Origin of the sequence: Nocardia brasiliensis NBRC 14402, assembly GCF_000308475.2 — a bacterium.
GTDB classification, from domain to species: domain Bacteria; phylum Actinomycetota; class Actinomycetes; order Mycobacteriales; family Mycobacteriaceae; genus Nocardia; species Nocardia brasiliensis.
Genome location: NZ_BAFT02000057.1, coordinates 284,362 through 298,840, shown reverse-complemented (window position 1 = coordinate 298,840; position 14,479 = coordinate 284,362). Strand labels below are relative to the sequence as shown.

The following is a 14,479-nucleotide window of genomic DNA, read 5'->3' as shown; positions in this document are numbered from 1 at the left end:
TGCTTGCGGGAAGGTGAGAATTTCATGTCGAATCCCGTCGCAGGCGCCTACCAACCATTCGCGGACGAAGGGGCGCGCGTTATCGCCGGCCGAGCGCGTCGGCGGCGCGCATGGCGTCCAGGACCATCGCGGCATCGACCTCGAACGGCTCGTTGTGCATCGTCTCGCCGGGGGCCGTGGCCCGCGTCGCGATCGCGGACAGCGTGCTCGGCTGGGCGTCGGCCAAACCGACCGCGGCCAGGGTGGTCGGCAGGCCGACAGCGGCGCAGAAATCGAGCACCGTGTCGATCTCGCCGCTCGGCGCGCCCTCCAGCACCAGCTGGGTGAGCACGCCGAAGGCGACCTTCTCACCGTGCAGGTACGCGTGGGTCTGCGGGGCTGCGGTCAACCCGTTGTGCACCGCATGGGCCGCGGCCAGTCCCGAGGACTCGAAACCCAGACCGGACAACAAGGTATTGGCCTCGACGATCCGTTCCAGCGCCGGCGTGACGGCCTGCTCGCGCACCGCCGCCAGGGCTTGGCGGCCCTCGGCGAGCAGCGTGCGGTAGCAGAGCTCGGCCAGCGCGGTGGCGCTGCGGGTGGACGCACCCCCGCGCATGTTGCGCACCCGAGCTGCGGTACAGGTCCGGGCCTCGAACCAGGTGGCGAGCGCGTCGCCCATGCCGGCGGCGAGCAGCCGCGCCGGCGCCTGCGCGATGACCGAGGTGTCCACCAGCACCAGTGCCGGATTGCGCCGCACCAGCTGGTACGTCTCGACTTCGCCTGCGGCGGTGTAGATCACCGACAGCGCGCTGCACGGCGCGTCACTCGAGGCGGTGGTGGGGCAGCTGATCATCGGCAGGCGCAGGTCGTCGGCCACGGCCCGCGCCGAATCCAGCACCTTGCCGCCGCCGGCCCCGAGCACGACGGTGCAGCCGCTCGCCCGCACCGCCGCGGTGATCTGCGCGATCTCCGCCCTGGTGCAGTCACCGCTCGAAACATGCACGGAATAGCCGATTTTCGCGTCCTTCAGCGATTGTTCCCAGGTGTCGGCCAGCAGGCGCCGCGCACTGCCGCCCGCCACGATCAGCACCGGCCCGTCGAGCCCCAGCCTCGTCATCTCCGCTCCCAGGGCGGCGGTCGCGTCGCGCCCCTGCACGTAGTGCCCGGGTGAAGAGAACACACTCAGCATCTGTCGACCTCCCGTTCACCGGGCACACCGCCCTCCTGCGGGACCCGCTGGGCCAACGCTACGCCGAATCCCGGCTGGATCCCCGCGGCCGATACACCGGCAGCGAGACCGCTGTCCCGGCTGCCTGGCAGCTAACCGGTCCAGTACTTCCGCCAGTCGGCCGCCGCGAGCGGGGCGCGTTCGTCGCGGGCGAGTTCGGCCGCGTCCTCGGTGGCGCGGATGGCGGCGGCGAAGTCGAGGGTGGCTTTGCGCAGGCGCTCTTCGGCGCTGTCGGGGCCGCCCAGCTGCACGACGGTGAGCTCGGCCGGGACGAGGTCTTCGGGCAGACCGGCTTTGGTGCTGCGCCCGCGCACCTTCTCGGCCAGCGCGAGGGCGGGCTGGGCCAGCGCGATGCCGTCGAGGCAGGAGCGCCGGGCCTTCTCCGCGGACTTGCGCTCCTCCCACGCCGATTCCTGGGCGGCGATCTTCTCTTCGAGCGTGGTGCCGGCGGCGAACTCGGGCTCACGCAGCGAGGGGCTGCGATGGACGAGCTTGGCGACCAGCGCCGCGGCCACGTCGTCGACCGTGAATTCGCCTGCGGCCTCGGCGATCCGGGAGTGGAACAGCACCTGGAGCAGCAGGTCGCCCAGCTCCTCCTTGATGGTCTCGGCGTCGCCGTGCTGGATGGCGTCGAGGAGTTCGTAGGTCTCCTCGAGCAGGTACGGACGCAGCGAATCGTGGGTCTGGGTTACCTCCCAGCCACCGAAATGCCAGAGCCGGTCCATCACCTCGACCGCGCCGGACAAGCCCGCGGCGATCACCTCGGTGTCCTCGCGCGGGATCCCGTCCGGGTCGCTGCCGGGCGACCTGCTGGCGGCGGCATGCCGCGCGGCCCGCAGCACGGCCTCGTCGCGGTCGGTCATCGGGCGGCCGTCGCCTCGGTGGCGGTGGTGAGATCGACCGCGCCCTGGGCCTTTCCGTCCAAGGCGAGCAGCAGGTCGGCGACGTACTGCAGCAGCACGACATCGCGCACCCGTTCGGCGCCGACACTGTCCTCGACCCGCGGCAGCGGTAGCGAGATCACGCCGCTCGCCGCGCGATACCCGGCGCTCGGGTAGATCCGCTTGAGGCGCATCTGCTTGGAATCGGGCAGATGCAGCGGCGAGATCTTCAAGGTCGTTCCGGTGACCGCGATTTCGGTGACCTCGTACTCGCGGGCCAGCAGCCGCAGCTTCGCCACCGAGACCAGGCGCCCGACCTCCACCGGCAGCGGGCCGTACCGGTCGACGAGTTCCTCGACGACCGAGGCCAGGGTCGAATCATCCTGTGCCGAGGCGAGTTTGCGGTACGCCTCGAGCCGCAGGCGGTCGCTGGCGATGTAGTCCGGCGGAATGTGCGCGTCGACGGGCAGGTCGATCCGGACTTCCTTCGGCTCCTCGGTGACGATCGGCTTACCGTCCGCGGCGGCCCGGTACGCCTCGACCGCCTCGCCGACCAGGCGGACGTACAGGTCGAAGCCGACGCCCGCGACGTGACCCGACTGCTCGGCGCCGAGCACGTTGCCAGCGCCCCGGATCTCCAGGTCCTTCATCGCCACCGCCATGCCCGCGCCGAGGTCGGAATTCTGCGCGATGGTGGCCAGCCGGTCGTAGGCGGTTTCGGTGAGCGGCTTCTCCGGCGGGTACAGGAAGTAGGCGTAGCCGCGCTCCCGGCTGCGCCCGACCCGGCCGCGCAGCTGATGCAGCTGCGAAAGGCCCAGTGCGTCGGCGCGTTCCACGATCAGGGTGTTGGCGTTGGAGATGTCCAGGCCGGTCTCGATGATGGTGGTGCAGATGAGCACGTCGAATTCGCGCTCCCAGAAACCGGCGACGGTGGATTCGAGCGCGTCCTCGTTCATCTGACCGTGTGCGACCGCGACCCGCGCCTCCGGCACCAGATCCCGAATCCGCTTGGCCGCCTTGTCGATCGAGGACACGCGGTTGTGCACGTAGAAGACCTGACCGTCCCGCAGCAGCTCGCGCCGGATCGCCGCGGTCACCTGCTTGTCGTTGTACCCGCCGACATAGGTGAGCACCGGATGCCGTTCCTCGGGCGGGGTGAGGATGGTCGACATCTCCCGGATGCCCGCCAGGCTCATCTCCAGGGTGCGCGGAATCGGCGTCGCCGACATGGTGAGCACGTCGACGTGGGTGCGCAGGGCCTTGATGTGCTCCTTGTGCTCGACGCCGAACCGCTGTTCCTCGTCGACCACCACCAGCCCGAGGTCCTTCCAGCGCACGCCGGTCTGGAGCAAGCGGTGCGTACCCACCACGATGTCGACGCTGCCGTCGGCCATACCCTCCATGACCGCGCGCGCATCGGCCGGGTCGGTGAAGCGGGACAGGCCCTTCACGGTGATCGGGAAACCCGCGACGCGCTCGGTGAAGGTTTGCAGATGTTGTTGCGCCAGCAGCGTTGTCGGCACCAGCACGACCACCTGCTTGCCGTCCTGCACCGCCTTGAACGCGGCACGCACCGCGATCTCGGTTTTGCCGTAGCCGACGTCGCCGCACACCACCCGGTCCATCGGAACCGGCTTCTCCATATCGGATTTGACCTCGGCGATGGCGGTCATCTGATCGACGGTCTCGGTGAACGCGAACGCGTCCTCCATCTCCTGCTGCCACGGGGTGTCCGGCCCGAAGGCGTGCCCCGGCGCGGCCTGGCGGGCCGCGTAGAGCTGCACCAGCTCACCGGCGATCTCGCGAACCGCCTTGCGCGCCTTGCGTTTCGTGTTCGCCCAGTCCGAGCCGCCCAGCTTGGACAGGCTCGGCATCTCACCGCCGACATAGCGGGAGAGCTGATCGAGCGACTCCATCGGCACGAACAACCGGTCGCCCGGCTGACCGCGCTTGCCCGGCGCGTACTCGATGACGAGGTACTCCCGCCGGGCGCCGCCGACGGTGCGTTCGATCATCTCGACGAACCGGCCGATTCCGTGCTGGTCGTGCACCACCATGTCGCCCGCGTTCAACGCCAGCGGGTCGACCTGGTTGCGCCGCTTGGCGGGCAGTCGCTTGCCTTCGCCGGGTGCGGTGACCCGATTGCCGGTGAGATCGGACTCGGCCACCACGACGAGTCCGGCGTCGTCGAAGATCAGGCCGTCGTGCAACGAACCACACAGCACGCCGACCAGCCCCGGCGCGGGCTCGGCACCGGGGTCCAGCGCCGCGGCGGGCACGTCGGCGTCGGCGAGGCGTTCCAGAATGCGTTGCGCCGTACCGTGTCCGGCCACCACTACCACCGCGCGGCCGCCGGTGGACACGTGCGCGCGCAACGAGGCGAAGATGGTCGCGACGAGTTCGTCGGAACCGCGCGCGGCGGGCCCGGCCAGCACCGGCAGCACCACCTCGGCGGGGTCGCCGGAGGTGAGCGGGGTGAGCGTCCACCACGGCAGCTCCTGCTGATCGGCGCTCTCGTGCACGGTGGACAGCGGGCGGTAACCGGAGGCGGCCAGATCGAGGCCGTGCGCGCCCAGCGGCGCGGCCGCCCCGAACGACGCCGCGGTCCACGACGCTTCCAGGAACTCCTCGCCGGTGCGCACCAGATCGGCGGCGCGGGTGCGGATCTTCTCCGGATCACACAGCAGGACATGGGTACCCGCGGGCAGCACCTCGGTGAGCAGGCAAAGCTCACCGGGTTGCAGCACCGGGAGCAGCGCCTCCATGCCGTCCACCGGGACGCCCTGGGCCAGCTTCTCGAGCATTTCGACCAGGGCGGCGTCGGCCGCGTTGGCGACCGCGACCTCGGCCGCCCGCGCGCGCACCGCGTCGGTGAGCAGCAGTTCGCGGCACGGCGGCGCGACGACGACCTCGACCGGCACCTCGCTCAGCGAGCGCTGGTCGGCGACCGCGAACGGGCGCAGCTCGGTGATCTCATCGCCCCAGAACTCCACGCGCACCGGATGATCCGCGGTCGGTGGGAAGAGATCGAGGATGCCGCCGCGCACCGCGAACTCGCCGCGCTTGCCGACCATGTCGACCCGGCTGTACGCGAATTCGACCAGGCGCGTGAGCAATTCGTCGAAGTCCAGTTCGGCGCCGACGCGCAGCACGACCGGTTCGATATCGCCGAGCCCGCCGGCCATCGGCTGCATCAGCGAGCGCACGGTGGTCACCACCACGCGCAGCGGCTCGGGGAAGATCGGGTCGTCGGGGTGGGCCAGCCTGCGCAGCACCTCGAGCCTGCGCCCGACCGTATCCGCGCCCGGCGAGAGCCGCTCGTGCGGCAGGGTTTCCCAGGAGGGGAACTGCGCGACCGTATCGCCCAGCATCTCGGCCAGCTCCACGGTCAGATCATCGGCCTCGCGCCCGTTCGCCGTGACCACCACCAGCGGCCGCTTCGCCGCGATCGTCGCGGCGACGAACGGGCGTACCGCGGACGGGGCCACCAGCTCGACCGACGACTTGCCGACCAGCTCGGTGACGGTCTGCAACGCGGCATCCGCACCGGCGACCGCCGCCAGTCCGGCCAGCGGTGGACGATGGGTCGACATGAACAACTCCTGAGCTCAAGCTGCGGTTTCGAGCGGCCAGGGCAAAGTTTAGCTGCCCGCCTCTCCGCGAATTCAGGCCAGACCCAGGTGCTACGACCGCGGCGCCGGCGGCCGGCGGCCGGTTGGTCGCCGAGTCAGCCCGTACCCGACGAGTTACCGATGTACGCGGCAGATCAGTCGTCCTGACGGCAAGTCAGTCGTGCAACGGGCAAACCGTCGAAGGTTCAGGGCACGTAGCGGCGCAGGCGCCGGGCGGCGAACTCGCGGAAGTAGGCGAGCTTTTCGGCCGGGACGATCGAGGGGAGCAGGAAGTACCAGACGCGTTCCATGCGGGTCGCCATCTGGTCGATGGACTCGGTGCCGACGGCGATGATGTGCACGCCCGCGGTCATCTCCTGCAACAGCATGCCGATCACCTCGGCATCGAGCTCCGGCTGCAAATCGCCCTGGGCGATAGCTCTTTCGGAGAGGACGCGGTAGGTGTCGCCCCAGGTCTTGGCGATGTTGTCGCCCTGGGCGCCGCGGTAGTCGCCGATCTGATGGGTCAGCTTGAGCATCGCGCCGACCATCGGATCGTTCATCGACAGATCCGCGACCACGTAGGTGATCCCGATGCACGCCTCCAACGCGGGCACCCGGGGGTCGAAGAAACCCTGGCACGAGCTGACCAGCCGCTCGTTGCCCTGATCGACCACCGCGCGCGCCAGCTCTTCCTTCGAGCCGAAGTGAAAGTACAAGGCGCCCTTGGTCACATTGGACTGCGCGATGATCTCGCTCAGACTCGCGTTCGCGTAACCCAAGCGCAGAAAGACATCGGCAGCGCCCGCAAGAACGGAGTCGCGGGTGATCTCCGCGCGCGCTTGCCTAGCCATCAGATCCGCCTGTCATCCTAAAAACCAGCCATCCTGAAGTAGACCGACATCACGAAGTAGACCGACTTACCGCCCGAACAGCACCCAAAGGATGGGTGAACCGTACCACCAGCCGGGCCCTCGGCAGTCAATTCGAGCATTCGACCGGACCCGCTTCGCAATTCGCTGGTTAACAACCTGCGCTCACCCGCCCCGCAGGCTCCGCAAGCTCCACCTGCTGCCATCCCCGTGAGTCACTCCTCGACACCGGTGCGCCACTCCGAGCTGAGATGCGGGTCGGCCTCCAGATGGCTCAGCCCGTTCCAGCACAGATTCACCAGATGTACGGCGACAACCTCTTTCGAGGGTTTGCGCTCGTCCAGCCACCAGGTTGCGGCGGTGGCCACCTGCCCGACCAGCGCCTGGGCGTAGAGCGTGGCCAGGCTGGTGTCGAAACCGCGGCGCTCGAAATCTCCGGCGAGGATGTGCGCCACCTGGTTCACCGCCTCGTTGAGCAGGCTGGAGTAGCGACCCTCGGCATTGCCCGCGGGCTGATCGCGCACCAGGATCCGGAAACCGTCGGTACGTTCCTCGATATAGGTCAGCAGCGCGAGCGCGACCTGTTCGAGGCGGACCCGGGACCGGTTCTGGGTGAGCGAGGACACGATCATGTCCAGCAGCATGGACATCTCACGATCCACCACGACGGCGTACAACCCCTCTTTGCCGCCGAAGTGTTCGTACACCACGGGTTTGGAGACCTGTGCGCGCTGCGCGATCTCCTCGATCGAGGTGGCGTCGTAACCGCGTTCGGCGAACAGCGCGCGACCGATCTCGATCAGCTGCTGCCTGCGCTGGGTACCTGTCATCCGCGGACGCGGCGCCCGCTGCGTCTCGCTCCCCGACATCGCCACTCCGCCTCCCTTCGCTGCCGAACTCCGGTGACCTAACTGTTCCAGACAGCTCGCCGCTTCGCCCGCTCTCCCCCGCAACTGCGCGTTTTCCGTGCCCGCTCGAGCTGAATGTGCCTGGTGGGTAACCTCGATCCGGAGCAGCTCGCCGGCCGCGCCGGGTGATCGCCGCCCGACTCGGCGTCCGGCGTCGAACTCGGCATTCGCCGAGATGCGGAACAATATGCGAGGATCTTCCTCGTGCCGTGGTACAGCGGCGGGTGTTTCCCGATCCGCCGATGTGACAATCCGCCGTGGTGTAATGGCAGCACCTCTGATTTTGGTTCAGATAGTTCAGGTTCGAGTCCTGGCGGCGGAGCTCGGCAGCACGATGACTATCGTTGGCCCCGCCCATCAGCGCCCAGCGCAGCAGATCCCAGCACGATGAGCGCCCTAGCACGATGAGCAGAGCCCAGCACGATGACAGGCAGCGTAGGGAGATCCATGCCACAGCAGACCGCCGTCGTCGTTCTCGCAGCCGGTGCCGGGACACGAATGCGGTCGAAGACCCCCAAGGTGCTGCATTCGCTGGCCGGTCGGAGCATGCTCGCGCACGCGCTGCATGCGGCGAACGAGATCGACCCCGCATACCTGATCACCGTGGTCGGCCACGACCGTGAACAGGTGGGCGCCGCGGTGGCCGCGGTCGCCGACGATCTCGGTCGCGAGATCACCCCCGCCATCCAGGAGCAGCAGCTCGGCACCGGGCACGCGGTGCAGTGCGCACTGGCCGCGCTGCCCGTCGGCTTCACCGGCGACCTGCTCGTCACCTCCGCCGACGTGCCGCTGCTGGACGGGCACACCCTGTCCGCGCTGCTCGACGAGCACCGCAGCTACGCCGAGCGTTCCGCGGTCACCGTGCTGACCTTCGTGCCGGACGATCCGAACGGCTACGGCCGCATCGTCCGGGACAGCAACGGTCAGGTCGTCGAGATCGTCGAGCACGCCGACGCCACCCCCGAGCAGGCCGCGATCACCGAGGTCAACTCCGGCATCTACGCCTTCGACGCGGCAGTGCTGCGCACCATGATCAGCCGGTTGTCCACCGCGAACGCCCAGCACGAGCTCTACCTGACCGACGTGCTGCGGCTGGCCCGCGAGGCCGGTCATCCGGTGCACGGCGCCCGCCTGGTCGACGCCGCCAAGGTGACCGGCGTCAACGACCGGGTCCAGCTGGCAGGTGCGACGAGCACGCTCAACCGCTACATCCTGGAGCGGCACATGCGCGCCGGCGTCACCATCGTCGATCCCAACTCGACCTGGGTGGACGCGAACGTGCGGATCGGCCGCGACGCCATCCTGCGTCCCGGCGTGCAACTGCTCGGCGACACCGTGATCGGTGAAGACGCCGAGATCGGCCCGGACAGCACGCTCACCGATGTGGTGGTGGGCGACGGCGCGCGGGTCGTGCGCACGCACGGGGAGGGCGCGATGATCGGCCCGGGTGCGGCCATCGGCCCGTTCAGTTACCTGCGCCCGGGCACCGTGGTGGGCAATGCGGGCAAGCTCGGCGCCTTCGTGGAGACCAAGAACGCCTCGATCGGCGCGCACTCGAAGGTGCCGCATCTGACCTACGTCGGGGACGCCACCATCGGGGAACACAGCAACATCGGCGCGTCCAGTGTGTTCGTGAACTACGACGGAGTGAGCAAGCATCACACCACCGTCGGGTCGCATGTGCGAACGGGAAGTGACACGATGTTCGTCGCCCCGGTAACGGTGGGTGACGGGGCGTATACGGCGGCGGGTACTGTACTGCGCAGAAGCGTTCCGCCCGGCGCACTCGCGATATCCGGCGGGCCGCAGAAGAACATCGAGGGCTGGGTGCAACGGCACCGTCCCGGGACGGCCGCGGCGCGCGCGGCGGCAGAAGCCAACGCCGCCACAGAGAATTCCGGTCAGGCAATCGAGCAAAAGGATGGCAAACAGCAGTGACCGCGTCATGGATCGACAACCAGAAGAACCTGATGCTCTTCTCGGGACGCGCTCATCCTGAGCTGGCCGAGCAGGTCGCCAAGGAACTCGACGTCCACGTCACCCCGCAGACCGCCCGCGACTTCGCCAATGGTGAGATCTTCGTCCGCTTCGAGGAGTCGGTGCGCGGCTCCGACGCGTTCGTGCTGCAGAGCTTCCCCGCGCCGCTCAACCAGTGGTTGATGGAACAGCTCATCATGATCGACGCGCTCAAGCGCGGTTCGGCCAAGCGGATCACCGCGGTACTGCCGTTCTACCCGTACGCCCGCCAGGACAAGAAGCACCGCGGCCGCGAACCGATCTCGGCTCGCCTGGTCGCCGACCTGCTCAAGACCGCGGGCGCGGACCGGATCATCACCGTCGACCTGCACACCGACCAGATCCAGGGCTTCTTCGACGGCCCGGTCGATCACATGCACGCGCAGCTGCAGCTCGCCGAGTACGTGCGCACGAACTACTCGCTCGACAACATCACCGTGGTCTCGCCCGACTCCGGCCGTGTCCGCGTCGCGGAGAAGTGGGCCGACTCGCTCGGCGGCTCGCCGCTGGCGTTCATCCACAAGACCCGCGACCCGCTGGTGCCGAACCAGGTGAAGTCGAACCGTGTGGTCGGTGAGGTCGAAGGCCGCACCTGCATCCTGATCGACGACATGATCGACACCGGTGGCACCATCGCGGGCGCGGTGAAGGTGCTCAAGGATGCGGGCGCCGGTGACGTCGTCATCGCCGCGACGCACGGCGTGCTGAGCAACCCGGCCGCCGAGCGCCTCGCCGCCTGCGGTGCCAAGGAAGTCGTGGTCACCAACACGCTGCCGATCACCGAAGAGAAGAAGTTCCCGCAGCTGACCGTGCTGTCCATCGCCCCGCTGCTGGCCCGCACCATCCGTGAGGTCTTCGAAAACGGCTCGGTAACGGGCCTTTTCAACGGAAACGCTTGACCGCCTCTCCGCGTATTCAGGCCAGATCCAGGCGCTGCCTCGGTTTCAATCGGCGACCGGCGGTGATGTGGTCGATTCGTTGGCCCGTGCCCGACGAGTTACCCATGTACACCCGAGATCAGGCAGCACGGAAGTAGGTCGAAAAGGTGGCCCCGGTCGATGTCCCCGGGGCCACCTTTTGTGTCCTGCTTCAGGGTCTGAACCCGATCCGCGAGGATACTGGTTGGTATGGACCGTGAACCGCTGGATACCGATATGGGCGATGACGATCAGGCCGACGAGATCCGCGAGTACGAGCGCAATATCGAGGATCCGCCGGACGAGCTGCGGATTCGCTACCGCGAGAACGACGACGACGGCAGGCTCGGGATCGGCGACGAGCTGAGCCAGGAGTGGACCGCGCGCGGGCAGCGCGCCGAGGACGCGGCTGAAGACGACCGGCCCGGCGAGGTAGCGGCCGTGGAAATCGTCGACGACGCCGACCTCTGACCGGCGAGCACGGGACCGAGCGGTCCGCGACGCGCGGCACCGCTCGGCGCAATCGGCGATGACCGTCGGTCGGTCGTGGTACGCATAACGGAGTATTCGGACCAACCGGCCCGCTGACCGCGCGTAGCCGCCGCGTTGACGACGGCACGCGAAAGGCGGCGACCGGACGTCACGAGGAGGGCGCGATGAGCACGCCACACGATCCGAAACCGACCGGCGCCGCCCCGGAACCGGCCGATTCCTCGCCCGACGCGTCCGCGTCGAACGCGACGGGTCCGTCCGCGGCGAGTGCCGTCCCGCCGACCGACGCCGGCCCGACGCCATCATCGAGCGGTGCGTCTTCCCCGAGTTTGTCGAAAGACGTTGGCACGCCGGAACCTTCGGCACAGCCGTACACCCCGCCGGAATCCCCGCCCGGTGCATGGTGGCAACCGACCGACGCGCCCGCCGGGCCTCTGGGCGGGCAACCCGGTGGATCGGTACCAGCCGATCCACCGTCCTGGGGCGGCGGCCCGTCCCAGGATCAACCCGCGTGGGGTTCGGCACAACCGTCCTGGAGCGGCAACCAACCGCCGACCGGTGGTGGGCAGCAACCCGCCTGGGGCACGGCACCCGGCACGCCGTCCGGCGGGCAATCGTGGAACCCACCGCAGAGCGAGCAGCAGCCCTGGAGCGCGCAGCAGCAGCCGTATCCGGCGTATCCGGGGAGCGGACCACCGCAGGACGCGACGGGCGGCCCGCCGCAGTACCCGCAGGGCGGCATCTACAACTACCCGCAACCCGGCGGGCCACAGCCGGGCGGCTACGGCAATTACCCGCAGCAGGGTTACCAGCCCTACGGCACCCCGCCGCCGCGGTCCGGGTCGCAGGTGTTCTCCATCGTCGGGTTCGTCTGCGCAGTCATCTCGGTGTTGTTCTGCCCCATCCTGTTCGGACCGGCGGGCATCATTCTCGGCATCATCGGTCACACCAAGGGCGAGCCGCTGGGCAAATGGGCGGCGATCGCGGCGGGCGTCGGCATGGTCATCGGCTTCCTGGTGGGGTTCCTGCTCTTCAACGGAGACCTGACCACGTAAATTGCTCTGCATGAGCGAGGCGCGGTCATGAGCGGGTTCGGCGGGTTCCCTTTGGCGGGCCTGGATTTCTACGAGGACCTGGAGGCCGATAATTCCAAGGCCTTCTGGAATGCGCACAAAGAGGTGTACGAGACGTCGGTGAAGGCGCCGATGCTGGCGCTGACCACCGAACTGGAGCCGGCCTTCGGGGCGGCCAAGATCTTCCGGCCCTACCGGGACGTGCGCTTCGCCAAGGACAAGACCCCGTACAAGAACCACCAGGGCGCGTATGTGTCCGTGGCGCCGAGCACCGGCTGGTACGTGCAGATCGGCGCCGCGGGACTGTACGTCGCGGGCGGCTTCTACGGCGGCTCGTCCGAGCAGGTCGCCCAGTTGCGCAGCACGATCGATCACGAGGTCCGCGGACCAGAGCTGGAGAAGATCCTGGCGAAGCTGGTCAAGGCGGGTTACACGATCGGCGGCGAGCAGCTCAAGACCAAGCCGAAGGGCTACGACGCCGACCATCCGCGCATCGGCCTGCTCCGGCACAAAGCCCTGATCTGCCACCGCGAGTTCGGCGCGCCGCCGTGGCTGGACAAGCCGCGCGCGGCCAAGGAGATCCGCACCGCCTGGGAGACGATGCGGCCCCTGGTCGACTGGCTCGGCGCGGTGGTGTCCGGCGCGACTACCCGGTCCCCGTTGCTGTCCTGATCACTCGCGGGCCGCGAGGAACAGCGCGAAGCGATCGTCCGGATCGGTCCACACCTGTTCGGTGGCGAACCCGGCGCTGCCCAGTTCCGCGGTGAGCCCGTCGATGCGGAACTTCGCCGAGATCTCGGTGCGCAACTGCTCGCCGGCGGCGAAGCGGAGGGTGAGATCCAGGTCGCGGACCGTGACCGTCATGTCTTCGGTAGCGGCCAAACGCATTTCGATCCATTCGTGTTCGGCATCCCACAGCGCGATGTGCTCGAACTTCTCCGGTGCGAAGTCGGCATCGAGCCGGGAGTTCAAGACGTGCAGCACGTTCCGATTGAATTCGGCGGTGACACCGGCCGCGTCGTCGTAGGCCGGGACCAGCACGGCCGGATCGATGACCAGTCCGGCGCCGAGCAGCAACTGCTCCCCCGGTTCGAGCACCTCGTAGATGCTGCGGAGGAATTCGGCACGCTCGGCCGGGACCAGGTTACCGATGGTGCCGCCGAGGAAGGCGATCATCCGGCGGCCACCGCCGGGCAGGTTGTGCAGCGTATCGGTGAAATCGCTGACCACACCGTGCACGGCGAGGCCGGGGAAATCCGCCGCGATCTCGTCCGCCGCCCCGCGCAGCGCCGCAGCCGAGACATCCTGTGGCACATACGTCTTCAGCGGACTCCCGGTGGTCAACGCGGTGAGCAGCAGCCGGGTCTTGGCGGCCGAGCCCGCGCCCAGTTCGACGAGCACCTCGGCCTGGGCCACCCTGGCGATTTCGCCGACCACCCGCTCCAGCAGCGCGCGTTCGGTCCGCGTCGGGTAGTACTCCGGCAGTTCGGTGATCTGCTCGAACAGCTCACTGCCGCGCGCGTCGTAGAACCACTTGGGCGGCAACCACTTCGGGTCGGCGGTGAGCCCGAGGCGGGCATCGGTGCGCAACGCGGTGGTGAGGTCGTCGTCGGATAGGTGGATCTCCAGCGTCGGTGCGGTCATCGCGAAAGGCCTTTCGTGCCGTCGAGCAGGGGGGTGATGGACAGGTGGCCCGGGCGCGCGGTCACCAGGCTGTGGTCGGGGATCGACTGCCACCGCGGGTCGTCGTCGTACGGTTCGGAGGACAGCACCGCCGCGGTGTCGGTCACCAGGGCGGACAGGGAGTGGTAGACCGTGCTGGCCCACAGGGTTTCGCCGTCGGAGAGCAACAGGTTGAGCCGGGCGTCCGGCACGTGCTTGCGCACCGCGGTCACCAGCAGGCCGAGCGCCGCTGCCGGCGTCTCGGCGAATCCACCGGGCTGGGTCCCGGCGAGCAACTGCTGCAACAACACCCAGAGCGTCGCCGCATCGGTGGGCGCTTCCGCGTCGAGCAAGCGGATCGTCTCGAACAGCCGGGTCGCGCCGAATTGCGTGGCAGCGACGTCCAGATCGGACGACACCGCGGTGAGCGCGCGCCGCCAGTCCGGCACTTTGCCGTTGTGGCTGAACGCCCACCGGTCCCAGGTGAACGGCGCGCAAGCCGCCCGCTCGATCGGCATGCCGACCGTCGCGGACCGGATCGAGCCGAGCACCGCTGTCGAATACAGTTGCGGCAGCACCTCTTCCACGGCGGGGTCGGTCCAGATCGGCGCGGCATTGCGGTACCGGCTGACGGCCGGCGCCCCGTTTTCGGCGGCCCGCCACCACGCGACACCGAACCCGTCGGCGTTGATCGCACCGCCACCGCGCATCTCGCGCGGGGCCCACGCCTGCGTGCGCAGCGAATGGCTACCGCGCGTGAGCATTTCGCCGACGCTGACCGCCGGGCCGAGGTAACCGAGGTGCCGGCACATCAGCGACCACCGTCCGCCGGCCGTG

The 14,479-nt window shown here is 68.8% G+C and carries 12 protein-coding genes and 1 tRNA gene; 6 read left to right on the top strand and 7 right to left on the bottom strand.

The features are described from left to right. Positions 1 to 79 precede the first annotated feature (79 nt). The 5 genes from TY25_RS18445 to TY25_RS18425 form a co-directional block, all read right to left on the bottom strand. Positions 80 to 1,171, bottom strand: a complete 1,092-nt coding sequence (locus tag TY25_RS18445; protein ID WP_042257829.1) for a glycerol dehydrogenase — start codon at positions 1,169 to 1,171, stop codon at positions 80 to 82. Positions 1,172 to 1,302: 131 nt separating this feature from the next. Beyond that, positions 1,303 to 2,073 (bottom strand): nucleoside triphosphate pyrophosphohydrolase, encoded by a 771-nt coding sequence (locus TY25_RS18440; protein WP_088607121.1) that lies wholly within the window; start codon positions 2,071 to 2,073, stop codon positions 1,303 to 1,305. Further along, a complete protein-coding gene (gene mfd, locus TY25_RS18435) occupies positions 2,070 to 5,684 on the bottom strand; it encodes a transcription-repair coupling factor (protein WP_042257827.1) in 3,615 nt (1,204 codons plus the stop codon). The genes TY25_RS18440 and mfd overlap by 4 nt, the downstream gene beginning before the upstream one ends. A 224-nt stretch (positions 5,685 to 5,908) precedes the next feature. Beyond that, on the bottom strand, positions 5,909 to 6,556 hold the full coding sequence (locus TY25_RS18430) for a TetR family transcriptional regulator (protein ID WP_014988187.1): 648 nt from the start codon (positions 6,554 to 6,556) through the stop codon (positions 5,909 to 5,911). Positions 6,557 to 6,789: 233 nt separating this feature from the next. Then, positions 6,790 to 7,404 (bottom strand): TetR/AcrR family transcriptional regulator, encoded by a 615-nt coding sequence (locus TY25_RS18425; protein WP_042257826.1) that lies wholly within the window; start codon positions 7,402 to 7,404, stop codon positions 6,790 to 6,792. 329 nt (positions 7,405 to 7,733) lie between these two features. Here TY25_RS18425 and TY25_RS18420 point away from each other — a divergent pair. The 6 genes from TY25_RS18420 to TY25_RS18395 all read left to right on the top strand — a co-directional run bounded on the left by TY25_RS18420 (position 7,734) and on the right by TY25_RS18395 (position 12,652). Next, positions 7,734 to 7,804: transfer RNA gene (locus tag TY25_RS18420), tRNA-Gln, on the top strand. A gap of 125 nt (positions 7,805 to 7,929) precedes the next feature. Beyond that, a complete protein-coding gene (gene glmU, locus TY25_RS18415; RefSeq protein ID WP_042257824.1) occupies positions 7,930 to 9,420 on the top strand; it encodes a bifunctional UDP-N-acetylglucosamine diphosphorylase/glucosamine-1-phosphate N-acetyltransferase GlmU in 1,491 nt (496 codons plus the stop codon). Continuing rightward, complete coding sequence (locus TY25_RS18410) at positions 9,417 to 10,397, top strand: ribose-phosphate diphosphokinase (protein ID WP_042257822.1); 981 nt, start codon at positions 9,417 to 9,419, stop codon at positions 10,395 to 10,397. The genes glmU and TY25_RS18410 overlap by 4 nt, the downstream gene beginning before the upstream one ends. 228 nt (positions 10,398 to 10,625) lie before the next feature. Continuing rightward, positions 10,626 to 10,886, top strand: a complete 261-nt coding sequence (locus TY25_RS18405) for a hypothetical protein (protein ID WP_042257819.1) — start codon at positions 10,626 to 10,628, stop codon at positions 10,884 to 10,886. Between the two features lie 185 nt (positions 10,887 to 11,071). Beyond that, positions 11,072 to 11,962 (top strand): DUF4190 domain-containing protein, encoded by an 891-nt coding sequence (locus tag TY25_RS43490; protein ID WP_088607120.1) that lies wholly within the window; start codon positions 11,072 to 11,074, stop codon positions 11,960 to 11,962. 27 nt (positions 11,963 to 11,989) lie between these two features. After that, positions 11,990 to 12,652: a DUF2461 domain-containing protein gene (locus tag TY25_RS18395; RefSeq protein ID WP_042257817.1), complete on the top strand. Its 663-nt coding sequence runs from the start codon at positions 11,990 to 11,992 to the stop codon at positions 12,650 to 12,652. Here TY25_RS18395 and egtD read toward each other — a convergent pair whose 3' ends face one another. Together egtD and egtC are read right to left on the bottom strand one after the other, a co-directional pair. Further along, positions 12,653 to 13,624, bottom strand: coding sequence for an L-histidine N(alpha)-methyltransferase (gene egtD / locus TY25_RS18390; RefSeq protein ID WP_042257815.1), 972 nt, complete (start codon positions 13,622 to 13,624; stop codon positions 12,653 to 12,655). Next, positions 13,621 to 14,454 (bottom strand): ergothioneine biosynthesis protein EgtC, encoded by an 834-nt coding sequence (gene egtC / locus TY25_RS18385; RefSeq protein ID WP_042257814.1) that lies wholly within the window; start codon positions 14,452 to 14,454, stop codon positions 13,621 to 13,623. Before egtC ends, egtD begins: the two co-directional genes overlap by 4 nt. Positions 14,455 to 14,479 lie beyond the last annotated feature (25 nt).

Excerpts from the sequence above, each read along its gene's own strand:
- TY25_RS18425 (WP_042257826.1), bottom strand. The coding sequence starts at position 7,404 with ATGACAGGTACCCAGCGCAGGCAGCAGCTGATCGAGATCGGTCGCGCG.
- TY25_RS18440 (WP_088607121.1), bottom strand. The coding sequence starts at position 2,073 with ATGACCGACCGCGACGAGGCCGTGCTGCGGGCCGCGCGGCATGCCGCC.
- mfd (WP_042257827.1), bottom strand. The coding sequence starts at position 5,684 with ATGTCGACCCATCGTCCACCGCTGGCCGGACTGGCGGCGGTCGCCGGT.
- TY25_RS43490 (WP_088607120.1), top strand. The coding sequence starts at position 11,072 with ATGAGCACGCCACACGATCCGAAACCGACCGGCGCCGCCCCGGAACCG.
- TY25_RS18445 (WP_042257829.1), bottom strand. The coding sequence starts at position 1,171 with ATGCTGAGTGTGTTCTCTTCACCCGGGCACTACGTGCAGGGGCGCGAC.
- TY25_RS18395 (WP_042257817.1), top strand. The coding sequence starts at position 11,990 with ATGAGCGGGTTCGGCGGGTTCCCTTTGGCGGGCCTGGATTTCTACGAG.
- TY25_RS18405 (WP_042257819.1), top strand. The coding sequence starts at position 10,626 with ATGGACCGTGAACCGCTGGATACCGATATGGGCGATGACGATCAGGCC.
- TY25_RS18430 (WP_014988187.1), bottom strand. The coding sequence starts at position 6,556 with ATGGCTAGGCAAGCGCGCGCGGAGATCACCCGCGACTCCGTTCTTGCG.
- glmU (WP_042257824.1), top strand. The coding sequence starts at position 7,930 with ATGCCACAGCAGACCGCCGTCGTCGTTCTCGCAGCCGGTGCCGGGACA.
- egtD (WP_042257815.1), bottom strand. The coding sequence starts at position 13,624 with ATGACCGCACCGACGCTGGAGATCCACCTATCCGACGACGACCTCACC.
- egtC (WP_042257814.1), bottom strand. The coding sequence starts at position 14,454 with ATGTGCCGGCACCTCGGTTACCTCGGCCCGGCGGTCAGCGTCGGCGAA.